The sequence below is a fragment of the Natranaerofaba carboxydovora genome (assembly GCF_022539405.1).
Taxonomy (GTDB): Bacteria; Bacillota; Natranaerobiia; order Natranaerobiales; family Natranaerofabaceae; genus Natranaerofaba; species Natranaerofaba carboxydovora.
On record NZ_CP054394.1, the window covers coordinates 918,242 to 941,904 of the forward strand.

General features: G+C 34.7%; 23 protein-coding genes. 22 read left to right on the forward strand and 1 reads right to left on the reverse strand.

Going from position 1 to position 23,663, the window contains the following annotated elements; genetic code table 11:
• The first annotated feature begins 46 nt into the window (after window positions 1-46).
• From smc to ACONDI_RS04515, 14 genes are all read left to right on the forward strand, one after another.
• Window positions 47-3,646 (forward strand): chromosome segregation protein SMC, encoded by a 3,600-nt coding sequence (gene smc / locus ACONDI_RS04450; protein WP_241080280.1) that lies wholly within the window; start codon window positions 47-49, stop codon window positions 3,644-3,646.
• 219 nt (window positions 3,647-3,865) lie between these two features.
• Complete coding sequence (gene ftsY, locus ACONDI_RS04455; protein WP_241080281.1) at window positions 3,866-4,783, forward strand: signal recognition particle-docking protein FtsY; 918 nt, start codon at window positions 3,866-3,868, stop codon at window positions 4,781-4,783.
• 83 nt (window positions 4,784-4,866) lie between these two features.
• On the forward strand, window positions 4,867-5,196 hold the full coding sequence (gene ylxM / locus ACONDI_RS04460; protein ID WP_241080282.1) for a YlxM family DNA-binding protein: 330 nt from the start codon (window positions 4,867-4,869) through the stop codon (window positions 5,194-5,196).
• 15 nt (window positions 5,197-5,211) lie between these two features.
• The gene (gene ffh, locus ACONDI_RS04465; protein WP_241080283.1) at window positions 5,212-6,558 is read left to right on the forward strand and encodes a signal recognition particle protein; all 1,347 of its coding nucleotides are present in this window, start codon (window positions 5,212-5,214) and stop codon (window positions 6,556-6,558) included.
• Window positions 6,559-6,604: 46 nt separating this feature from the next.
• The gene (gene rpsP / locus ACONDI_RS04470) at window positions 6,605-6,847 is read left to right on the forward strand and encodes a 30S ribosomal protein S16 (RefSeq protein WP_241080284.1); all 243 of its coding nucleotides are present in this window, start codon (window positions 6,605-6,607) and stop codon (window positions 6,845-6,847) included.
• Between the two features lie 50 nt (window positions 6,848-6,897).
• Window positions 6,898-7,128, forward strand: a complete 231-nt coding sequence (locus ACONDI_RS04475; RefSeq protein WP_241080285.1) for a KH domain-containing protein — start codon at window positions 6,898-6,900, stop codon at window positions 7,126-7,128.
• Window positions 7,129-7,152: 24 nt separating this feature from the next.
• Window positions 7,153-7,665 (forward strand): ribosome maturation factor RimM, encoded by a 513-nt coding sequence (gene rimM, locus ACONDI_RS04480; RefSeq protein WP_241080286.1) that lies wholly within the window; start codon window positions 7,153-7,155, stop codon window positions 7,663-7,665.
• Between the two features lie 18 nt (window positions 7,666-7,683).
• On the forward strand, window positions 7,684-8,424 hold the full coding sequence (trmD, locus tag ACONDI_RS04485) for a tRNA (guanosine(37)-N1)-methyltransferase TrmD (protein ID WP_241080287.1): 741 nt from the start codon (window positions 7,684-7,686) through the stop codon (window positions 8,422-8,424).
• Window positions 8,425-8,444: 20 nt separating this feature from the next.
• On the forward strand, window positions 8,445-8,795 hold the full coding sequence (rplS, locus tag ACONDI_RS04490; RefSeq protein WP_241080288.1) for a 50S ribosomal protein L19: 351 nt from the start codon (window positions 8,445-8,447) through the stop codon (window positions 8,793-8,795).
• A gap of 60 nt (window positions 8,796-8,855) precedes the next feature.
• Entirely contained in the window at window positions 8,856-9,377 is a 522-nt protein-coding gene (gene lepB / locus ACONDI_RS04495) for a signal peptidase I (protein ID WP_241080289.1), read from the forward strand.
• A gap of 43 nt (window positions 9,378-9,420) precedes the next feature.
• Complete coding sequence (gene ylqF, locus ACONDI_RS04500; RefSeq protein WP_241080290.1) at window positions 9,421-10,227, forward strand: ribosome biogenesis GTPase YlqF; 807 nt, start codon at window positions 9,421-9,423, stop codon at window positions 10,225-10,227.
• Window positions 10,228-10,278: 51 nt separating this feature from the next.
• Complete coding sequence (locus ACONDI_RS04505) at window positions 10,279-11,037, forward strand: ribonuclease HII (RefSeq protein WP_241080291.1); 759 nt, start codon at window positions 10,279-10,281, stop codon at window positions 11,035-11,037.
• Between the two features lies 1 nt (window position 11,038).
• On the forward strand, window positions 11,039-11,413 hold the full coding sequence (locus ACONDI_RS04510; protein ID WP_241080292.1) for a YraN family protein: 375 nt from the start codon (window positions 11,039-11,041) through the stop codon (window positions 11,411-11,413).
• Between the two features lie 20 nt (window positions 11,414-11,433).
• Window positions 11,434-12,993, forward strand: a complete 1,560-nt coding sequence (locus ACONDI_RS04515; protein WP_241080293.1) for a YifB family Mg chelatase-like AAA ATPase — start codon at window positions 11,434-11,436, stop codon at window positions 12,991-12,993.
• Here ACONDI_RS04515 and ACONDI_RS04520 read toward each other — a convergent pair.
• Complete coding sequence (locus ACONDI_RS04520) at window positions 12,990-14,132, reverse strand: FUSC family protein (protein WP_241080294.1); 1,143 nt, start codon at window positions 14,130-14,132, stop codon at window positions 12,990-12,992. The genes ACONDI_RS04515 and ACONDI_RS04520 overlap by 4 nt on opposite strands.
• A 264-nt stretch (window positions 14,133-14,396) precedes the next feature.
• Between ACONDI_RS04520 and eam the strand changes: the two genes are divergently transcribed.
• The 8 genes from eam (at window position 14,397) to hslU (ending at window position 23,589) form a co-directional block, all read left to right on the forward strand.
• Window positions 14,397-15,635, forward strand: a complete 1,239-nt coding sequence (gene eam, locus ACONDI_RS04525) for a glutamate 2,3-aminomutase (protein WP_241080295.1) — start codon at window positions 14,397-14,399, stop codon at window positions 15,633-15,635.
• 68 nt (window positions 15,636-15,703) lie between these two features.
• Window positions 15,704-16,816: a DNA-processing protein DprA gene (gene dprA, locus ACONDI_RS04530; RefSeq protein WP_241080296.1), complete on the forward strand. Its 1,113-nt coding sequence runs from the start codon at window positions 15,704-15,706 to the stop codon at window positions 16,814-16,816.
• A 192-nt stretch (window positions 16,817-17,008) separates the two neighbouring features.
• Window positions 17,009-19,087, forward strand: coding sequence for a type I DNA topoisomerase (gene topA / locus ACONDI_RS04535; protein ID WP_420848180.1), 2,079 nt, complete (start codon window positions 17,009-17,011; stop codon window positions 19,085-19,087).
• Between the two features lie 58 nt (window positions 19,088-19,145).
• Window positions 19,146-20,474 (forward strand): methylenetetrahydrofolate--tRNA-(uracil(54)-C(5))-methyltransferase (FADH(2)-oxidizing) TrmFO, encoded by a 1,329-nt coding sequence (gene trmFO / locus ACONDI_RS04540; RefSeq protein WP_241080298.1) that lies wholly within the window; start codon window positions 19,146-19,148, stop codon window positions 20,472-20,474.
• Window positions 20,475-20,521: 47 nt separating this feature from the next.
• Complete coding sequence (locus ACONDI_RS04545; protein WP_241080299.1) at window positions 20,522-20,662, forward strand: hypothetical protein; 141 nt, start codon at window positions 20,522-20,524, stop codon at window positions 20,660-20,662.
• A complete protein-coding gene (xerA, locus tag ACONDI_RS04550) occupies window positions 20,662-21,441 on the forward strand; it encodes a site-specific tyrosine recombinase/integron integrase (RefSeq protein WP_277397836.1) in 780 nt (259 codons plus the stop codon). Before ACONDI_RS04545 ends, xerA begins: the two co-directional genes overlap by 1 nt.
• Window positions 21,442-21,587: 146 nt before the next feature.
• The gene (gene hslV, locus ACONDI_RS04555; RefSeq protein ID WP_241080301.1) at window positions 21,588-22,136 is read left to right on the forward strand and encodes an ATP-dependent protease subunit HslV; all 549 of its coding nucleotides are present in this window, start codon (window positions 21,588-21,590) and stop codon (window positions 22,134-22,136) included.
• Window position 22,137: 1 nt separating this feature from the next.
• Window positions 22,138-23,589 carry an ATP-dependent protease ATPase subunit HslU gene (gene hslU, locus ACONDI_RS04560; protein WP_241080302.1) on the forward strand — a complete coding sequence of 484 codons (1,452 nt, stop codon included), beginning with the start codon at window positions 22,138-22,140 and terminating at the stop codon, window positions 23,587-23,589.
• The last annotated feature ends 74 nt before the right edge of the window (window positions 23,590-23,663 follow it).

Genomic DNA, 23,663 nt, shown 5'->3' on the forward strand with positions numbered 1-23,663 from the left:
AACTGGTAATATTGGCAGGTAGTTCATTATTTCAGGGGGAAAAAATATGTTTTTAAAAAGATTAGAGCTTTTTGGGTTTAAGTCTTTTGCTAAAAAAACGGTATTTGAATTTTCTTCAGGTATTACTGCAATAGTTGGACCTAACGGTAGCGGCAAAAGCAATATTGCGGATGCTATACTATGGGTGTTTGGCGAAAAAAAAGCCAAATCTTTACGTGGTGAAAAAATGGAAGATATAATTTTTACAGGTACAAAGGAAAAATCTCCTCTTAATATGGCAGAAGTTTCCCTGACCTTTGATAATAGCTCTAATTTTTTTGACAGCGAATATAACGAAATAAATATTACCAGGCGTTTGTACAGGACTGGCGATAGCAGCTATATGATTAATAAGACTCCCTGTAGGCGAAAAGATATTTTAGAAAAATTTATGGATACTGGTATTGGTAAAGATGCTTATTCAATCATTAGCCAGGGTCAGATAGAGCAAATTTTATCTGCTAAACCTGTTGATAGAAGATACTTATTTGAAGAAACAGCTGGAATTTCCAAGTACAAAAGTAGAAAAGAAGAAGCCTTAAGAAAACTTGAAAACTGCAAAAACGACCTGGTGAGAGTATCTGATGTATTAGAGGAATTGAAAAGCCAAATAGAGCCGCTAAAGAAGCAGGCAAAGAAGGCAAAAAAGTATAAAAAAATCAGTGAAATGTTAAAAAAGCTTGAATTAAGGTTGTTTGCTGTTAAGATAGAAGAAAAACGAACTAAATGGTATGATTTGCACGAAAAAACCGAAGGATTAGACAAAGAATTAAGTGAAATTTCTGCTGAAAATAAAAAAATGGATGCTAATATAGAAAACTTAAAAAATAAGAGCTTACATATTGAGAAAGAAATTGAAGCTAAAAATGAAGATAATAACCGTGTTATAGAAGAAATAGAAAGAAATCAGGCTCAGAAAACAATCTATGAAGATAAGAAAAATAACCTGAGAAGTAAAATAGAAAATCTTAAAAGTGAGCTGGCAAACTTAGATGGTGAAATAGACAAGAAGAAAGAAGGAATTAATGAAACTGATAAAGAGCTAGACCAGTTGGAAAAGAATTATGAAGAGCAGAAAAATAAATATGATATAAAAGTTAAAGAACTTGCATCACATAAAGAAGGAGAAGAAGATCTAAATCTAAAAAAGCTTAGAGAAAATTTAGACGATGTGATTAGTCAGAAAAGCAGTCTGAAAGCAAATAAAACAAATCAGGAAAAAGAGCTTGAAAATATAAGAGAAGAAATTAAAAAAATAAATGATGAAAAAAGTGTAAAGGATAATGAAGTTTTAGAGCAAGATAGATTTGTCGCTAGGCTAAAGGATAAAAAAAATGATGCTGAAAAAGAGTTGGAAGATTTAACTCATAATCTAGATAAGAAAGAACAATACCTAAAAGATTTGTCTGATAAAGAAAAAGAATTAACTAACAAGATACAAGAATTAAAAAATCATCTCCAGGAGAAAAAGTCTAAGATACAAATGATAAATGAATTTAAAAAAGACTATCGAGGGTTCTCTAAAGGGGTCAAAGAAATCTTAGTAAAAAAAGATAAGGACCCAAACTTTTCTGGTGTACTAGGTACAGTTTCAACACTTATTACTGTTTCGGATAAATACAAAAAAGCCATAGAAACCTCTTTGGGTGGGGCCCTTCAAAACCTTGTAGTAGATAGAGATAAAGATGCTATTAATGTGATAAATTATCTTAAGAAACATAAACTTGGACGAGCTACATGCCTTCCCCTTGATAATTTAGCTCCAAGGAAACTATCAATAGATTTAGAAAAAAAGGCTACCAAATCAAAAGGATATTTGGGAGTGGCTGCAAATTTATTGAATACAGAAAAAAGATTTAAGGTGGTAGCAGATTATCTGCTTGCAAGGGTAATTGTTATGGATGATATAAAAAATGCCCTTGATTTGGCGAAAGAAATTAATTTTGCTACGAGAATTGTTACTTTGGATGGGGAAATGGTTCTGCCTGGAGGGGCAATGGTAGGTGGGAGCTTTAGTGGCTCGAATAAAAACTCTGGGTTTTTGGATAGAGATAAGGAAATTAATGATTTAAAACAAAGTATTAATAGCTTGAACAAAGAATTAGAAAGTAACAACAAAAATTTGAGTAAAATTGTGGATGAAAAGAATAAATTGGTAAGTGAGCTAGACAAAATAAAAGATAATAAGTATAACCTAATGGTAACTATTAAAGAAAATAATAAGGAATTAGAAGGAGCTACAAAAGAATTAAAAAGGTTACAAAAAGAGCTTGATGATATATCTTTAAAGGAAAAAGCAAAGATTGAAAAAAGAGATGAGATATCAAATAACTTAAAGAAAACAAATGAAGGTCTTAGGAGTGTAGAAGAACAAGAGAACGTGCTTTATAGAAAGCAAAATGAAATTGAGACACTTAGCATAAATAGGAAAGATGATAAAGAGAGAATCGAGGGGGAATTAAGTAATATTCAGGTGGAGATGGCCAGATTAACAGAAAAGATTGAAAGCTTTAAGGATAAAAGTAAAAAAGATAAAGAAGACTTAAATATATTAAAAGATAAAAAGGAAAGATTAAAAAATGATTTAAAAGAAAGTGGGAATACTTTAGATGAATATCAGACTCACTTAAAAGAGTTAGATAAAACCATAAATGACTTAAAAGAAAAACAAAAAGATTTGACCAAGTCTTTACAAGAGCTTAAACAAGAAAGAGATAATACAAAAGAAAAACTATTAGAAAGTGAGCAAATAAAGAATGAAACTGCCCAAAAAGAAAGAAAAACAGAAAAAAAATTAAACAAATTAAACGTTGAAAAAAAGGAAATAGAAACAGAACTTAAGAAACTATTAGATGATCTTTATGAAAAATATCAACTGTCCTTTGATTCTGTGTTGGCTGATAACACTATACAAAAAGACGAGCTGGACATAAACAAAACAGAAAAACAACTAGCAAAATTGAAGCAGGGATTAGACAGATTACAGCCAGTAAATCTTGGGGCAATTGAGGAGTATAATAACTTAAAAAGCAGGCTGGAATTTTTACAAAAGCAAAAAGACGATCTTATTGAAGCAGAAAATTCTCTGAAAAATATTATTGAAGATATTGATGGAGTAATGAAGAAAAAGTTTAAAGATACAATTAATCAGGTTAATAATACATTTAAGGATACATTTAAAAATCTATTTGGGGGAGGCGAAGCTAGCCTTAGGCTTACCACCCCACAGGATCCTTTGAGTTCTGGTGTAGAAATTGAAGCAAGGCCGCCGGGCAAAAGACTGCAGAGCATATCATTGCTATCTGGCGGAGAAAAAGCCTTAACCGTAATATCTCTATTATTTTCAATTTTAAAGATTAAACCAACACCTTTTTGTATCTTAGATGAAATTGATGCATCTTTAGACGAAAAAAATATTTATACTTATACTAAATTTTTAAGGGATTTTTCTAAAAAAACACAATTTATTGTAATTACTCACCGTAAAGAAACAATGCAACACTGTGATGCTCTATACGGTATGTCTATGGCTGAGGCTGGTATAAGTAAGCTTTTGTCAGTTAGTCTAAATGACGATACTTTAAATGAATCTGCTGTTACAAAATAAAAGGCTCTGTTATAGTTCATTGTCGGTGATCTCAGAGCACCTACCTAGCTACCAACATGTCGGGGGAACTTGCTAAAAATCGCGCAAATTAAAAGCTCATTTATGGTAGCTAGGTAGGTGCCTTTGGATAAATATCAACAATAAACTATAACAGAGCCAAATAAAAAAATGATCTTGGTGCAGTCGTAAAAACACTAAAATTAAATTGGAGTGATAAGTATGGGAATATTTTCTAAAATCAAAGATGGTTTAACCAAAACTAGACAAGGCTTTTCTGGTAAAATGGAAAACCTTTTTAGTGGCCTTAAAAAGATTGATGAAGAAACCTATGAAGAGCTAGAAGAGATACTTATTAGTGCAGATATCGGTGTGGATGTCTCTATAAAAGTAGTGGATGAGCTAAGACAAGAGGTGAAAGAGAATAAAGTTAAAGATCCAGAGGAGGTTTATGGACTTCTTAAAAATAAACTTGTTGAAGTTATGGGGTCTACACCTGAACCTTTGAACAAAGATACCTCTGATTTAACGGTGATTATGGTAGTAGGTGTTAATGGAGGAGGTAAAACCACTACAGTAGGTAAACTGGCAAAAAATTTAAAAGATAATGGTGATAGGGTGCTTCTTGCGGCAGCGGATACTTTTAGGGCAGCTGCTATTGAACAGCTCTCTGCCTGGGGAGACAGAATAGGTGTTGATGTGATAAAGCACCAGGAAAGTGCTGATCCAGCCGCTGTTGTATATGACGCTATCGCTGCTGCTAAAGCCAGAAATGCAGATTATCTTATCTGCGATACTGCAGGTAGATTACATACAAAGAAAAATTTAATGCAGGAGTTATCCAAAATACGTAGGGTGATCAGCAGGGAAATACCGGATGCACCTCAAGAAGTCTTACTTGTTTTAGATGCAACAACAGGGCAGAATGCAATAAAACAGGCTGAGGTGTTTTTGGAAGCTACTTCTGTTACGGGAATTGTACTGACAAAGTTAGATGGGACAGCTAAAGGTGGAGTGGTTATTGCAACTAGAGAAGAGCTTGGGATTCCTGTTAAATATATTGGTGTAGGAGAAAGAGAAGATGATCTTCAAAACTTTGATCCGGAAGAATTTGTAGAAGCTTTATTTGAAACTTCTTGACATTAGTATTTTTTTTTGTATTATCCTATTGTAAAGCTTTGAACCTTAACACTATTTTGGTAGAATATCGGATGGGATTAATTATGCTTGAAAAAACCAATAAAATTAATTTGCTTTTTGATTTTTATGGACCTTTATTGACTGACAAACAAGAAAAAGCTATTAGACTTTATTATATAGAAGACTACTCTCTTGGTGAAATCGCTGATAACTTAAATATAAGCAGGCAGGGCGTTTTTGACTCTTTAAAGAGAGGCGAAGAGGCTCTTGACAGATATGAAGAGAAGCTTGGTCTATATAAAAAATTTGCAGAGCAAAGAGAAGTTTTGTTAGACTTACGGAGGATATTGGAAAAACCAATTAATCAAATCTCCCGGGAAAAATGCTTAAAGCTTTTGGACCGGTTGACCTGATAAGGAGGTGAGCAGATGGCATTTGAAGGATTGTCAGAAAAGCTCCAGTCAGCTCTTGGCAAACTTAAAGGTAAAGGTAAAGTTACTGAGAAAGACCTAAAGGTTGCTTTGAGAGAAGTGCGGCTTGCACTGTTAGAAGCCGATACAAACTATAAAGTTGTAAAAGATTTTGTTGGGAGAGTAAGAGAAAGAGCATTAGGTCAGGAAGTTATGGAGAGCCTTACACCAGGTCAACAGGTTATAAAAATTGTTAGAGATGAAATGACAGAACTTATGGGCTCTAGTGCAAATGAAGTAAATCTTCCATCAAGCCCACCTGGAGTTATAATGCTTGCGGGGCTTCAGGGGTCAGGAAAGACTACAATGGCTGGGAAACTGGCCCAGAAGTACAAAAAAGAGAATAAGACCCCGTTGCTTGTGGCCTGTGACGTGCAAAGACCAGCAGCCATAAAACAGCTTCAGGTTTTAGGAGAAAGATTAGATGTGCCTGTATTTAGCATGGGGGACAAAAATTCCCCAGTAGATATCGCTAAGGGGGCCCTATCTCAAGCTAAGAAAAATAACAATGAAGTGGTTATTATAGATACTGCAGGAAGGCTTCATATTGATGAAGAACTTATGGAAGAACTTCAGGCCTTAAATAGTGAAGTAAGTGCAGATGAAGTCCTTTTAGTGGTTGATGCTATGACAGGTCAGGATGCAGTTAATGTTGCAGAGACCTTTAATGAACGTCTTGATATTTCAGGCGTTATAATGACCAAACTAGATGGAGATACAAGAGGTGGAGCAGCCCTCTCTGTCAAGGCTGTAACAGGCAAGCCGATCAAATTTGCAGGAACAGGGGAAAAACTAGATGACTTAGAAGTCTTTCATCCAGACAGGATGGCTTCAAGGATCCTTGGGATGGGAGATGCCCTTTCATTAATCGAAAAAGCTGAAGAGTCCATAGATAAAGAAAAAGCTAAAGAAATGGAGAAGAAGTTAAGGTCGCAAACATTTACATTAGAAGACTTTTTGGAGCAGCTTCAACAAATTAAAAGTATGGGTCCAATAGATCAGATGATGGATATGATCCCTGGGATGGCAGGGAATAAAAAGCTTAAAAACATGTCTGTTGACGAAAGTGAGCTTGTCAAAATCGAAGCTATTATTCAGTCAATGACCAGGGAAGAAAGATTTGACCCCAGCATTATAAATAGCAGCAGGAAAAAAAGGATTGCTAAAGGTAGTGGTACCAGGGTTCAAGATGTTAATAAACTTCTAAAGCAGTTTGAAAACATGAAAAAAATGATGAAACAACTTGGCAAGATGGATAAAAAAGGAATGCAAAAGAAAATGGGTAATCTACCCTTTATGTCATAATTCCAAATAGGGTTTGCTGAAAATAATGTAAGGAGGTGACAAAATAATGGCTGTAAAAATGAGACTTAAAAGAATGGGTGCCAAAAAACAACCATCTTACCGTATTGTTGTGGCTGATATAAGATCGCCAAGAGACGGTAAATTTATTGAAGAGTTAGGGCATTATAACCCACTAACAGAACCTGCAACCATAAAGATTGATGAAGAAAAGGCTAAAAAGTGGCTTTCTAATGGTGCAAAGCCATCAGAAAAAGTACGCTACCTGTTGGAAAAAGCCGGGGTTATTTAATTTTGGGCAGAAAAACAAATTAAATAGCTAAGCCGTAGGAGGTTAAAATAGTGAAAGATCTGGTTGAATTTATTGCCAAATCACTTGTGGATAGGCCCGATGAGGTAGAAGTTAATGAAGTGGAAGGGAAACGCTCCCTGGTTTTAGAAGTTAAGGTTCATCCAGATGATATGGGCAAAATTATTGGAAAACAGGGTAGAATAGCTAAGGCTATAAGAACAGTTGTTAGTGCTGCTGCAGTAAAAGAGGATAAAAGAGTTACAGTTGAGATTATCCAGTAATAATAGCTTGGCTGGTGAATAATAATGGAAAACAATGAGATGGTTTCTGTTGGGAAGATAATTGGATTTCACGGAGTGAAAGGTGAAGTAAAAGTACTTCCCCTGACAGATAATCCCGATAGATTTAGCGAGCTAGACAGGGTCTTTCTAAATGGTGATGATGTTAGTTATGTAGCTCATATCCAAAATGCCTTCTGGCATAAAAACAATATTGTTGTAAAATTCAAGGAATATAACAGTAGAGATGAAGTTACTTCACTAAAAGATTATTTAATAAACATACTAAAAGAGGAGAGACCCAAGTTAGGTGAGGGAGAATATTATTACGATGAGATTATAGGATTAAAAGTTTATGACATAGACGAGAATTATCTAGGAGAAATAGCTGAAATCAAAGAAACAGGGAGCAACGATGTATATATAGTAAGAGATGAAGATAGAGAATTTTTATTGCCAGCACTTAAACAGATCGTTAATAATATTGACTTAGATAATGGTAGGATGGAGGTTTCGTTAATGGAAGGGCTTATAGATTAAAGGTAGGGAGGGTGGCACATGAGGTTTGATGTTTTGACTATTTTTCCTCAGATGTTTGATAATGTGATAAATACCAGCATTTTGGGGCGTGCCAGGGAAAATAGTCTAGTAGAGATAAACCTAATTGATTTCAGGGAATTCTCTAACAACAAACATAATAAAGTCGACGACTACCCTTATGGTGGAGGCGAGGGAATGGTAATTAAGCCCGAACCCCTGTACGAGGCAATTGAATCTATAGGTCCTCTTAAGAAACCAGAAGAAAAAGTGGTTTATATGACAGCCCAGGGAGAGCCTTATAATCAAAAAAAAGCTTTTAACCTTAGTAAGCTTGATAGAATTGTTTTGATCTGTGGGCATTATGAAGAGATAGATGAAAGGGTTAGGACTGGTTTAGTTGATGAAGAGATCTCAATTGGTGATTATGTTCTAACAGGAGGAGAACTCCCCGCCATGGTTTTGATGGATTCAATTATAAGGCTTTTGCCCGGTGTTTTGGGGGATGAGAATTCAGCAGTTAATGAATCATTTGTTGATGGCCTTTTGGAGCATCCTCATTATACAAGACCGGAAGTCTTTAGAGATAAGAAAGTACCTGATGTCTTGCTGTCAGGTAATCACGCGGCAATCAGAAAATGGCGGCGAAAAGAAAGTATAAGGCGGACTTTACGGGTTCGCCCAGAATTATTAAAAAAGATTGAATTAAGTGAAGAAGATAAAGCTCTCCTAGAAGAGCTTAAAAAAGAAGAAGGATTATAATCTACTAGGAGGTATGAGAGATGACAACCATAATTGATGAAATAGAAAAAAAACAGCTTCGAGATGACCTTCCTCAATTTAGTCCGGGTGATACTGTCAGAGTAAATATCCGGGTTGTGGAAGGAAACAGAGAAAGGATTCAGGCTTTTGACGGCATTGTTATAAAACGTCAAGGCTCTGGAGTCAAAGAAACCTTTACTGTACGTAAGGTTAGCTTTGGTGTAGGAGTTGAAAGAACTTTCCCTGTTCATTCTCCCAAAATTGACAGTATAAAAATTCTTAGAAGAGGTCGAGTAAGAAGAGCAAGGTTATATTATTTGCGTAAACTAAAAGGTAAAAAAGCAACAAGAATAAAAGAATTACGTAAATAATCAGGAAGGGGCTGTTACATTGTTTCAGTCCCTTTTTATGAACTCTTTTGGGGGATTATTATGACAAAGAATATCAAAAAAGAGACTTTGGATTGGATAAAATCATTAGCTGTTGCTGTGCTAATTGCATTGTTGATAAGACATTTTGTTGTGGAGATTTTTTTGGTTGAAGGGCAATCAATGTATCCAACACTGTCACACTCCGAGAGACTTGTTGTAAATAAGTTTTGGTATAGGTTAGATGAGCCTGAACGAGATGATATAGTGGTTTTTAGCTATAATGAGAACAAAGACTTTATTAAGAGAGTAATTGGCCTACCTGGTGAGGAAATAAAAATAGATGAAGGGGAAGTTCATCTAGACGGGGAACCATTAGAGGAAGATTATTATACATCCGGGTCTAGAAATGATAATTTTGGGCCAGAAGTGGTACCTGAAAATCACTATTTTGTATTGGGCGATAACAGGGATAATAGTATGGATAGCCGTTCTGAGTCTGTAGGTTATGTTTCACAAGAACAGATAAAAGGCAAAGCTTTTTTTGTATTTTGGCCTTTTGATAGTGCAGGAACAATAGATTAAATTAAGTAATTAACTTTTGGAATAAAAAGGGGTCTTTTTTATTATGAAACTTAACTGGTATCCGGGACATATAGCAAAAGCAAAAAAAACAATTAAAGAAAATATTAAGCTTGTAGACATCGTGTTAGAAGTCAGAGATGCTAGAATACCAGAGAGTTCAATGCCAGAAGCTATAGACGATGTCACCTTTAATAAACCTAAAATTATAGTTTTAAATAAAAAGGACCTTGCTTCAGAAAATATTACTCTTAAATGGGAGAATTATTATAAAGATTTGGGTTATCATGTAATGGGGTTTTCTAAAGATGATAAGAAAGATGTAGAAAAGTTGTTTGGTTTGATAAACAAATTTAGTAGTAAAAGTAAAATACTAAAACTGATGATAGTTGGCATACCAAACGTGGGTAAATCTACTGTACTAAATCAAATCAGTCGAAAGAAAACTGCAAGAACGGGAGCAGCTCCAGGAATAACCCGGGGGAAGCAGTGGTACAAATTCAAAAATAGGATACATCTTTTGGATACTCCTGGGATTTTGCTTCCCGAATATGATGATTTAGAAGTAGGCTATAAGCTTGCAGTTTGTGAAGCTATTGATATAAATTATTTTCAACTTGAAGAGGTTGCTAAATGGCTATTTGACAATTTGAAAAAATTATCACCTGAAGGGCTAAAAGAAAGATACAAACTAGAAGAACTACCCGAATTTCATTTGTTTTTGGAAGAAATAGGACGAAAAAGGGGTGCCCTTGTTAAAGGCGGGGAGGTTGACTTAGAAAAAGCTTCCCATGTTTTTATAAAGGACTTTAATAATGGGAAGTTTGGCAAAGTTTCATTAGAGAAGGTATAAGAGAGACAAAGTATAAATTAGAAAATATATCTTGAGAAAGAAGTGTAAAAAATGGCTGAAAAATCACTAAAAGAACTTGAAGAAATGGTTAAAACAGTTCCTGATAAGATGTTGCTTGGTTTACTTAAGTCTGATGAAAGAAAAGGTGCCAAGAAGTTAGCAGAAAAATTAGAAAAAAAATTAAATAAAATTGAAGCAGAAAGAAAAAGAATTGAAGATATGTATCTATTCCAAAAAGTAATCGCGCCTGATAAAAAAGTCATAGCAGGAGTTGATGAGGCGGGTAGAGGGCCGTTAGCGGGACCCTTAGTTGGAGCTGCTGTAATACTAAATGACGAAGAGTATATTAGCCTTGCTGATTCTAAAACTCTTAACAAAAAAGAAAGAGAAGACCTTTGTAGAGAGATAATAGAAAAATCATTAAGCTACGGGGTTGGGGTAGTAAATGTAAAGGTGATAGACAATGTAAATATCTTGAATGCTAACAAGATAGCCTTTGTTAAAGCATTAAAAAACCTAGATATGGACCCCGAACATATTTTGTTAGATGGCAATCAAATACCTGAAAACTATCAGGATAAAGCGGATGCAGTAGTAAAAGGGGATAAAAAGGCTGCATCTATAGCTGCAGCAGGAATTATAGCAAAGGTTACAAGGGATAATATTATGTACAAGCTTGACAAGCTTTACCCCGGGTATGGATTTTGCGATAACAAAGGTTATCCTACAAAAAATCATTACATAGCAATCAAAAATTACGGTATAACTCCAGTACATAGGGAAAGCTTTTTAAAAGGCAGGAATTATTGATTTGGGTGGGGGGAACATAAGGAAGGGTAAAATTGGTGAGGAACTAGCTGAAAAGTTACTAAAAAAACAAGGCTATCTTGTTTTAGAGAAAAATTTTAGGACTAGAACTGGAGAAATTGATATAATATGTAAGGAAAATGATACAATAGTTTTTGTGGAAGTTAAAACAAGACAGGATCTAAATTTTGGGTTACCAGAAGAAGCTGTAGATTTTAGAAAAATGGCTAAAATAAAAAAAGTTGCCAATATTTATATTAGTCGTCTATCAACTATTCATCCTAATAAAAACTATGACTTTAGGTTCGATGTGGTAAGTGTAATACTTGATTCAAAAGAAAACTTAAAATCAATTAAGTTATTAAATAATGCATTTTAGGAAGGGGAAGACGACTAATAATGTATTCTACTTTAAGAAGTTGTTCACTAGTTGGACTAGAAGGGATGTTAATCCAGGTAGAAGTAGATATCTCAAATGGTATACCAGCATTTGAGATTGTTGGCCTGCCTGGTGCTGCTGTTAAGGAGGCCAAAGAAAGAGTTAGGTCAGCAATTAAAAACTCCGGCTTTAATTTGCCCCCAAAAAGGATTACCGTTAACCTTGCTCCTGGAAATACCAGGAAGGTAGGGACTCATTTTGACCTACCAATTGCCCTTGGTATTTTGAAGGCTACGGCTCAAATAAACGATTTGTCTAAATTAAAAGAACTAATAGTTATTGGAGAATTAGCTCTTGATGGTAGCGTAAGGCCTGTAGAAGGTGTCTTGCCAATGGCTATGACAGTGTTTAATGAAGGCTTTAAAGGGTTGATTGTACCTTATAATAACTTGAATGAGGCAAAACTGGTTAATGAAATTGAAACAATTCCTGCTGATTCATTAAGCTCACTAGTTAAGTTTTTAGATGGTGAAGAAGATATTAATTTAGAAGAAATAACTAAACATGACATTAATGTTGATAATAACAAAAGCTATGATACTGATGAAGTTTTGGTATCTGATTTTAGTGAGGTTTCAGGGCAATATAGGGTCAAAAAAGCTCTAGAGATTGCTGGTGCGGGAAGTCATAACGTTTTGATTGTTGGGCCTCCTGGAACAGGTAAATCAATGCTTGCAAAGAGAACAGCAGGAATTTTACCCGAACTGACGTTTGCCGAAAGCATGGAAGTGACTAAAATTTTCAGTGTTGCAGGACTTCTAAAAAAAGACCCTCAGTTAATTACAAAGTCACCCGTTAGAAGCCCGCACCATGGTGTGACGGGTCCAGCCCTTATAGGGGGCGGAAAAGATCCAATGCCTGGAGAGGTGAGTCTTGCTCATAAAGGTGTTTTATTTTTAGATGAAATTGCAGAGTTTTCGTATAAGGTTTTGGATCAGTTAAGACAGCCTTTAGAAGATAAGATAATAACCATATCACGGCATAGTTCAACTATTACTTACCCTGCGGATTTTATGCTTATAGCAACTATGAACCCTTGTTATTGTGGCAATTATTATACTCCTGATGTTACATGTACTTGTACGGAGGCCGAAATTAAAAAATATCATAAAAAGATCAGCGCTCCCTTAAAAGATCGAATCGACATAGAAGTAGAAGCCCCACCATTGAAGTTTGATGAAATAAAAGGTGAAAAAAAAGAGGAGCTTTCTATTGATATTAGAAGAAGAGTTGAAAGGGCAAGAAAGATTCAAAGGGAAAGGTATAAAGATATTGGCATAGCAAGTAATTCTGCTCTAAACCATACACAGATAAAAACCTATTGTTCTCTAGATAAAAATTGTGAGGAGCTGCTTTTAAGAACATATAATAAGTTCAACTTAAGCGTACGATCATATGATAGAATACTAAAAATCGCCAGAACTATTGCTGACCTCTCTGGCGAAAAAGAAATATTATTAAAACATTTAGCAGAAGCTATAGGATATAGAGGCTTGGAAATGGAATTAGCAAACCTTTAATTAGACTCTTCATGATTATCTTTATCTAGCTCCATAAATTGAAATAGATAGTTGCAAATTTGATCTAAGTCATATATAAGGGTTGCAATTTCCATAAGTGACTTAATGTAATTTGATCCCAAATGGCTTTCCTGCCATTTATTTATATTGTTTCTTAGCTCGGCCCTTAATTCTTTAATTTCACTATATTGCCTTGAGATAATATCTTCGTAATTTTCTTCTTCATTCAAAAAGCTTTGGAGTAAATTTCTCTGAAAGCTATTTGTTAAATATAAAAATTCTTGAACGGATAAAAGCAATTCACTATACTCACTGCTAAAACTGTTATTATCTAGTTCTCCCATTCTTTTTGTTCTTTCACTTGTTAAAGAATGGATGTCTATAACTCTTTGAGCAATTAGCCATAGTAAGTCTATAGCCTTTTCGTATTTTTTTATGCTCTCAGGGTCTTGGCCTTTAAAGTATTTTTGGTAGCCTAGTTCACTTTTGTGCCTGGTAAGTATTTCTCTACATATGGAATGCTGTTCTTCTACTTTTAGGACTAGTTTTTCGACTTCTTTTTCGTTATAATTTTTGGAGGTAACAAAACCATTTATTACTCTCATAAATAAAGACTCAATAGATTCATTAAGAGATTTCAAACTTTCCTTTAAAGTTGATATATGTTTAGGGGGTGAGAATAATAAATTTATAAAAATGGCAACACCTATTCCTAAAAAAGGTAGACCGGTTCTATACAATGCATAGTCAAATAAATTATCTTCATGATAGCCTGACATTAATATTACGATTGTAATACTTGCTAAAACAATTGATTCGTACCAGTTGAAATATTTGCAAACCAAAATACCAATTATTACTCCGACCCCCATTGATAAAGGGCCGCTGCCAAAAATTAAGATCATAGTAAAAGCAACGATTACTCCAACAGCTGTTGCTAGTACCCTTTCCCATCCTTTTTTGAAAGAATCAGATATTGTTGGTTGCACAGAAATTATGGCAGCTATCACTGCCAAAAAAGAATAATCTAAGGCTAATAATTCTGTTATCCAAAAAGTAATTGCAACAGCTAGGCCTGTCTTCCAGACCCTTGGACCAATAATCATAGGATTATTATTAATATTTAAATTAAAATGCATTCGACTTTCACCTTTCCTAGTTTATAATTAATTTTTAGTTTAACACGTATCAAACACCATAACAAGATAAAGTTCTAGTAGGGAAAAGTTGATTCAACTGCAAAAAGTCAAATGAACAAAGTTATTTTTGCAAAACTCTAAAAATGTGATATACTCCTAAACAGAGTGGATATTATAATAGATATTTTATAAAGTAGCGTTTAAATACTACTTACTTAAAAAAATTAAAAATTTTAAAAATCGGCTAAAGGGAGGGCTTTTTTGATGAGCAAAGATGCTAGAGAAATTTCCTTAGAAAGGGCCAAGGAACTTAAAGGAAGAATATCGGACTTTTTAGAAAAAAAAGAAGAAGTAGATACGGGTCTTAAGTTGAAAGATGAGATCCAAAAAAGAAAACAAAAAGTTATGGAATTATTTAATGCGACAGAAGAAGACTGGCAAGACTGGAAGTGGCATACAAAAAATCGGATTTCTGATTCAGAGACTTTAGGTAAGATATTAAATTTAAGTGATAAAGAAAAAGAGGAAATAGATAAAATAGGTGAACAATATAGATGGGCTGTGTCCCCTTATTATGTTAGTTTAATGGATCCAAATGACCCAATGGATCCTGTGAGAAGACAATCAGTTCCAACTGCACAGGAAATGGTTGACAAAAGTGGAAAAGCAGATCCTATGGGTGAGGAATACACTAACCCAAGTGGAAGTATAACGAGAAGGTATCCAGACAGGTTAATTATCAATGTTACTAACCAGTGTGCAATGTACTGCAGGCATTGTCAGAGAAGAAGGAACATTGGTGAAGTGGATAAACCTACCCCACAAGAAGAGTTAGAAGAATCTATAGATTATATTAAAAATTCTCCAGAAATAAGAGACGTTCTACTTACTGGTGGAGATGCCTTTATGCTGTCTGATGAAAAAATTGATTGGATATTAACTGAGCTTAGAAAAATTCCGCATGTTGAAATTATTAGACTTGGCAGTAGAACGCCTGTAACAATGCCAATGAGGGTAACCGAAAATTTATGTAATGTACTATCTAAACATATGCCAATATATGTAAACACTCATTATAACCATCCCAAAGAAATTACTGAAGAGGCAAGGGATGCGTGTTTTAGACTTGCAAAAGCAGGTGTTTCTATAGGTAACCAGGCGGTATTACTTAATAAAGTAAATAACAACCCACATGTAATGAAAATATTAAATCATGAACTTCTAAAAATAATGGTAAGGCCTTATTATATATTCCATGCTAAGGAAGTCGTAGGAACAAAACACTTTATTACAAGGGTAGAAGAAGGCCTTGAGATATTGGAGCATTTGAGAGGGTATACTTCAGGTATGGCGATACCTACTTATCTTATCAATGCACCGGAAGGACATGGTAAAACGCCGATGCTTCCACAGTACTTAATTTCGATGGGTAAAGATAAGATCAAAATACGTACCTGGGAAAATAAAGTTTTTGAATATCCTAATTCTTCTCCATCAGAATAATAATGTTTATATAAAGCCATGAGCTGGGCTCATGGCTTTAATTACTCTCGAGAGGTGGCGATATATGGGTGGAAAGTTCCCGTTTGGAGTTTTTGTTAGGCCTTGTTAGAATTGAAGGTCTTGGTTCCAAAAGAATTAATTTATTGCTTGACAAATTTTCATCGCCTGAGATAGTCTGGAACGCGCCCTTTGAAAAATTAAAAGAGGTAGAAGGTATTGGCGATAAACTTGCAATGAATATTATATCTTCTAGAAAAGAGATTGATCTTCGAAAAGAGATGAATCTAGTTAAACAGGCAAAGGTAGATATTTTATCAGTTGAGGATGAAGTATACCCAAAGGGTTTAAAAGAAATATATACTCCTCCAACTCTGTTGTTTTGTAAAGGTGATTTGGAACTTTTAAAATACCCTATGTTAGGGGTTGTTGGCACTCGCAGTCCCACAAGATATGGTTATGAAGTATTGAAAAATATTATTCCTGAGTTAACTAAGGCTGGGATTGTTATTGTTAGTGGCCTCGCCAAAGGTATTGATGGGATGGCACATGAGTTATGCCTAAAAAATAATGGAAAAACTGTGGCTGTTTTAGGTAATGGTATTGACAGAGTTTATCCTCCTGAACATAATGAGTTATATAAAAGAATCTCTAATGAAGGGCTGATTTTAACTGAATATTCAATTGGTAAAAGCCCTTCTCCAGGAAACTTTCCGGCTAGAAATAGGATAATTAGTGGCCTATCAAAAGCAGTGCTTGTCGTTGAAGCTCCACAAAAAAGTGGGGCTATTATTACAGCCGAGCAGGCTCTAGATCAAAACAAGGATATTATGGTTATTCCTGGAAACATCACCAGCCCTAAAAGCAAAGGTTGTAATAAACTTATGGCTGAAGGGGCAAAGCCAGTACTTAATGCCAAAGATATACTTGAAGAATTTGGATTGGAAGAAGTCTACCAAGAAGTTAAAAAAGAAAATAACAATGAAAATGTAAATATAGATTATAAAAAGGGAACAGAAAAAATATTAGAGAAAATTCCGCAATACCCATATAAACTTCATTTAGAAGAATTGTTTTTAGAATGTAGTGTTACATACGAAATATTTATTCAAGAAATGTTGGAATTAGAGTTAAATGGTTATATTATTAAGCAGGCGGGTGGTTATATATCTAGAATAAAATGACAATGAACAGGCAAATAATATGATGATAAAACATAGAACATAAAGAAAAAGAACCTAATAATGTGTAAAGCTATAGTTAGTACGGAGGTGAATTTTTTGTCTAAGAAAGACCAAGGTGGGCAAAAGGATACTAAAAAAGCCAAGAAAACCAAAAAAACCAAAACAACAAAAAAGTCTAAACAGACTAAGAATCTGGTTATAGTTGAATCTCCTGCCAAAGCCAAGACTATTTCAAAATATTTGGGCCAAAGATATAAAGTTAAAGCTTCTATGGGTCATGTGATAGATTTGCCTAAGAGTCAAATGGGTATATCTATAGAGGAAGGCTTTGAACCCAAATATATTACTATAAGAGGCAAAGGAGATGTACTTGCTGAGTTAAAAAAAGAAGCTAAAAAAGCTGATAACATATATCTTGCAGCTGACCCCGACCGGGAAGGTGAAGCAATTAGTTGGCACTTAAAGAGAGCTCTCAAAATTGACGAAAAAGGGCAGAATGGTAAATGTAGAGTGGAGTTTAACGAGATTACTAAAGAAGCTATTAAAGAAGCTTTTAAAACGCCTAGAGAAATTGATTATAATCTTGTAAATGCCCAGCAGGCAAGAAGAATTTTAGATAGGCTAGTGGGTTATCAGATAAGTCCGATATTATGGAAAAAAGTAAGAAAAGGGCTTAGTGCTGGTAGAGTCCAGTCAGTTGCAGTTAAAATGATATGTGAAAGAGAAGAAGAGATTAGAAAGTTTGAACCTGAAGAGTACTGGTCATTGACCGCTAACCTTAAAAAAGACGAAACTTTATTTGATGCAAAACTACATCAAATAGAAGGTAAAAAGGCAGAGATACCAAATAAAGAAAAAATGGATGAAATTTTGTCTCATTTAGATGGTAAAGATTTTGTAGTTAAACAAGTTGAAAAGAAGGAAAGAAAGAAGAATCCATCTCCACCTTTTATTACGAGTACTCTACAGCAGGAAGCATATAAGAAGCTAAATTTTTCAGCAAGAAAAACTATGAGAATAGCTCAGCAGTTATATGAAGGAATTAACTTAAAAAAGGAAGGGTTAGTAGGACTAATAACATATCTTAGAACTGATTCTACAAGGGTTAGTCAAACTGCGTTAATGCAGGCTAAAGAACATATATTAAGTGAATATGGAAAAGAGTACTTTCCTGGAAAAGTAAAAGAATACAAAGGAAAGAAAAAAGCCCAGGATGCCCATGAGGCAATAAGACCTACAAGACCTGATTTGACACCGGATAATATTAAGGATGAACTAGAACAAGATCAGTATCGACTTTACAAACTTATATGGGAACGATTTGTAGCAAGTCAAATGAGTCCTGCGGTTTTTGACACGGTTAGTGCTGATATTGAAGCAGGAGATATGATTTTTAGGGCTAATGGTAACAAAATAAAGTTTTTAGGTTTTATGAAACTATACTCAGAAGAAAAAAAAGAAAAAGATAAAATTTTACCGGCACTTGTTGAAAATGACAAATTAGAACTTGAAGATTTGCTGCCAAAACAGCATTTTACACAGCCTCCACCAAGGTATACAGAGGCTAGCCTTGTAAAGACACTCGAACAAGAAGGTGTTGGAAGACCTAGTACCTATGCACCAATTATAGAAACCATTCAATCCAAGGGCTATGTGGTAAAAGAGGAACGTAACTTTGTTCCAACAGAGCTTGGCGAGATCGTGTTAGAGCAGTTGTTGGAATTTTTCTCGGAAGTAATTGATGTTAAATTTACAGCAGAGATGGAAGATAAACTTGATCTTGTTGAAGAAGGAAAAGAAAACTGGAAGGATGTATTAAACGAATTTTATGAATCCTTTAAAAAGCAGGTTGAAGTTGCTGAAGAGGAGATGAAAGAAATAGAGTTAGAAGAGGAAGAAACAGATGTTATCTGCGATAAATGTGGTAAGAATATGATTATAAAACATGGAAGATTTGGTAAGTTTTTGGCTTGTCCTGATTTTCCTGAATGTAAAAATACAAAATCTATTGTAAAAGAGTTAAATGTTAAATGTCCTGAATGCGAAGGGACTATAGTTGAAAGGAAAAGTAAAAAGGGTAGAAAGTTTTATGGTTGTAATAATTATCCTGACTGCGAGTTTGTAGTCTGGTATAAACCTATTGAAGATAAAAATTGTCCCGAGTGCAATGCTTTTATGGTGGAGAGGGGAAGAAAAAACAAATATTATCAGTGTAGCAACAAAAACTGTGAACATACAGAGCAAGAAGAAGCTAAAGCAAGTTATTCATAAACAAAAGCTGATTCTGGTGCAAAAAGTCTATTTCACAAAGAGTTTTGGAGGTATTTAGATGAGTGATTTGGTAGTAGTTGGAGGTGGCCTTGCAGGTGTAGAAGCAGCCTGGCAGGCTGCAAATCGCGGCATAAAAGTGGATCTATATGAGATGAGACCAGAAAAGATGACTCCGGCACACAAAACAAGCAATTTGGCAGAGCTTGTTTGCAGTAACAGTTTAAGAGCCTCTTCTTTAGAAAATGCAGCAGGACTTTTAAAAGAAGAGATGAAAAAGCTTGGTAGCTTAATAATGAAAATAGCTGAAAGACATCAAGTTCCCGCAGGTGGAGCTATGGCAGTTGATAGAGAGAGATTTGCGAAAGATATAACAGAAACAATAGAAAACCATGAGAACATAAACTTAAAACGGGAAGAATTTAAAAATCTTGATGCTGAAAAACCAACTATAATTGCAACTGGACCTTTAACTTCACAAAAGCTTGTAAATGAGATCTTAAACTTTACTGATAGCAAACTTTTATATTTTTACGATGCAGCAGCACCTATTGTAACTTACGAATCTATAAATCATAATAAAGTTTTTAGAGCATCAAGGTATGATAAAGGAACTGCGGATTATTTAAACTGTCCTATGACAAAAGAAGAATATAAGCGGTTTTATCAGGAACTGATAAATGGAGACGTAGTCCAAATGAAAGATTTTGAAAAACAAATACACTTTGAAGGTTGTATGCCCGTTGAAGTCATGGCAAAAAGAGGCGCTGAAACTTTGACTTTTGGACCTTTAAAACCAGTTGGCCTTAAAGATCCAAGGACAGGTGAAGTGCCGTATGCAGTAGCACAACTGCGTCAGGATGATAAAGAAGGAAATCTATATAATTTAGTAGGCTTTCAGACACAGCTAAAGTGGCCGGAACAGAAAAGGATATTCAGGCTTATACCTGGATTAGAAAATGCCGAATTTGTTCGCTATGGTGTAATGCATAGAAATACTTATGTTAATTCACCATCTATATTAAAAGCAACTTATCAATTAAAAGATTATCCAAATATATTTTTAGCTGGCCAAATTACAGGGGTTGAAGGATATATAGAATCTGCATCATCTGGAATAGTAGCGGGCATTAATGCTTCTAGATTACTTATCGAAGAGGAAACTTTAACTTTTCCAGAAGAAACAGCTCATGGAGCGCTTTCTAATTATATAACCACAGCTAGTCCAAGAAATTTTCAACCTATGAACATAAACTTTGGCTTATTGCCACCGCCTGAAGACAAAAACAAGAAAAAAGTACCAAAAAAAGAGAAAAAAGCAAAGCAAAGTGAAAAAGCGCTCTCATCTTTAGAAAATTTTATCAATGAAAATAGCTTGCGTCTTGCATAAAAATATTGGTTATGGTAGTATCGAGAAAAGGTGGGTGAGGTTGTTAGGTGGATGATATGCTTGGCAACAAAAAAAGAGAAGATAGTGCAATAGAGAATTATATATTTTTTTTGCAAGCTGAAAAAAACTGCTCGATATATACAATCAAAGGATATCGTAGAGATTTGTACCAGTTTTTGTTTTTTTAATTGATAATTTTAAACTAGAAACCTGGAAAGATGTAGATCACAAAATGATAAGAAGCTACTTAGCCCATCTAAAAGATAAAAGTTATAGTAAAACTACTGTGTCAAGAAAACTATCTTCGATAAGGTCTTTTTTTAAATTTTACTCAAGAGAAAAAAATATCGAGAATAACCCCGGACGGCTCGTATCTACTCCCAAGGTAAATAAAAAATTGCCGTCTTTTTTTACAGTAAAGGAAATTAAATGGATTTTAGACGCTCCGGATAATTCGCCCTTAGGGGTTAGGGATAGAGCAATGATGGAATTGTTTTACTCGACAGGACTTAGAATTAGTGAACTATGGCAGCTTAATATTGACAGTATTAATTTTGATGAAAAAAGCATAAAAGTAATGGGAAAAGGGAATATGGAAAGAGAAGTTTTTCTAGGAAGCTATGCAAAAAAAGCAATAGTGAGGTATCTAGAAGAAGGTAGAGGGCAATTATTAAAGAGAGAAAATGAAACAAAAGCTCTTTTTCTTAATAAAAATGGCAGTAGGCTATCTGTAAGAAGTATCAGAAGAAGGGTAAATAAATATATCAAAAAAGCTGCTCTAGATAATGAGGTATCCCCCCATAGTTTGAGACATACTTTTGCAACACATCTATTAAATGGGGGTGCTGATATAAGAGCAGTACAAGAGCTATTAGGACATGTGAACATTTCCACAACTCAAACATACACCCATGTTACTAAAGACCACTTAAGAGAAGTATACAAGGACTTTCATCCAAGGGCCTAGTGGTAGTAATTAGGCCAAAGTGGAATAATTAAATAATAACTTTGACAAGATAGCTAAATTATAATAATATCTAACTTAAAACTAATGAAACTATTATGATGATTGGGTTTTTGAAGCTATTATTGTTGAAAAGGTGGTAAGATAAATTGGAAGAGCTCCATGGAACAACTATTGTGGGAGTCAAAAATAGTGAGGGCTGTGCCCTTGCAGGTGATGGTCAGGTAACTCTTGGAAATAATACTATATTTAAGCATGGTGCAGTTAAAATAAGAAAGTTGTATAATAACAATATTATTGCAGGATTCGCAGGTTCAGTAGCAGATGCGATGACGCTTTTTGAAAAATTTGAAGCTAAACTTGAAAAGCAAAAAGGGAATATGGTAAAAGCTGCAGTAGAGTTGGCAAAGGAGTGGCGCTCAGACAAAATTTTGAGACGCCTTGAGGCTCTTTTACTTGTGGCTAACAAGGAACATTTACTTATTATATCTGGAACAGGTGAAGTTATTGAGCCTGATGATGAGGTAGGAGCAATAGGTTCCGGAGGCCCTTATGCTTTGGGTGCGGCAAGGATGTTAAAAAAGCATACAGACCTATCAGCTAGAGAAGTTGCATATGAAGCATTAAAATCTGCATCTGAAATTTGTGTATATACAAATGACAATATTACGGTAGAAGAACTGAAAGGGGAAAAATAATATGCTTTTTGAAGAGTCACAGAACCTGACTCCAAAGCAAATTGTAGAAAAACTAGACCAATTTATTATAGGTCAAAAAGAGGCCAAAAAGGCAGTCGCAATAGCCTTAAGAAATAGATATAGAAGGCAAAAGGTAAAGACTGAGCTAAAAGAAGAAATTGTTCCTAAAAACATTTTAATGATCGGTCCAACAGGAGTAGGGAAAACCGAAATTGCAAGAAGGGTCGCAAAATTAGTAAATGCTCCTTTTGTAAAAGTAGAAGCTACAAAATTCACAGAAGTAGGTTATGTTGGCCGAGATGTGGAGTCAATGATTAGAGATTTGCTTAATGAATCTTTAAGATTGGTGGAAAGCGAAAAGTTTAGAGAAGTGTATGATCAGGCCAAAAACCAGGCTGAAAAAGATATATTAAAGCTTCTTGTTCCCTGGCCGGGTAGTCAAGACAAAAGTGCTGATGAAAATAACCCCTTTAAGGCTTTCTTTGGAGGCCAAAATGAAGAAGCAGATGATGAAGAAGGTAATAATTTTGAAAACAAGCAAGAAAATGATATAAGAGAACAAAGGAGGGAGATCAAAAGAAAGCGACGCGAATTAAAGAAAAAATTAGAAGCAGGTGAACTTGAAGAAGAATATGTAGAAATTGACATTGAAGAACAGCAATCTTTCAAAGATAATCCTCTTATGGGCCAAGGCTTTGAAGAAATGGGTATTAACTTTCAGGATTTGTTTAGCAATTTGTTTCCTAAAAAAAAGACTAAGAAGAGACTGCCAATTCGCCAAGCTAGGGAAGTGTTGATTGAGCAGGAGTCACAGAAATTGATAGATTATGAACAAGTGCAAAAGGAAGCAATATATAGGGCAGAAAACTATGGAATTATCTTTTTAGATGAGATGGACAAAATAACAGCTTCGGCTGATAAACATGGGCCTGATGTTTCAAGAGAAGGTGTTCAAAGGGATATACTACCAATAGTAGAAGGTTCTACTATTAATACTAGATATGGCAGAATAAAAACTGATCATATAATGTTTATAGGAGCAGGTGCTTTTCATGAAAAAAAACCCTCTGATATGATCCCTGAACTTCAAGGCAGGTTTCCTATAAGGGTTGAACTAAAAAGCCTTAAAAAAGAAGAATTTTATAGAATCCTTGATGAGCCTAAAAATGCTCTTTTGACACAATACAAAGTTTTACTGGAAACTGAAGGTATAAAAGTGGAATTTAAAGAAGAGGCTATTACTGAAATTGCAAAAATGGCTGAGGAAGTAAATAGTCAAACTGAAGATATAGGCGCTAGAAGGCTTCATACCATAATGGAAAAACTTTTTGAAGAAGTTTCTTTTCATGCACCTGATATGAAAGGGCAAAAATTATCTATAGACGAAGAGTATGTCAGACAACGATTAGAGGATCTTGTTAAAAAAGAAGACTTGAGTAGATTCATTTTATAGGATAAAATAGCAATATGTAGTTTTATTCAGTTTAATGCCAGCTAGAAACCTATAACCTATTATTGATCATAGAA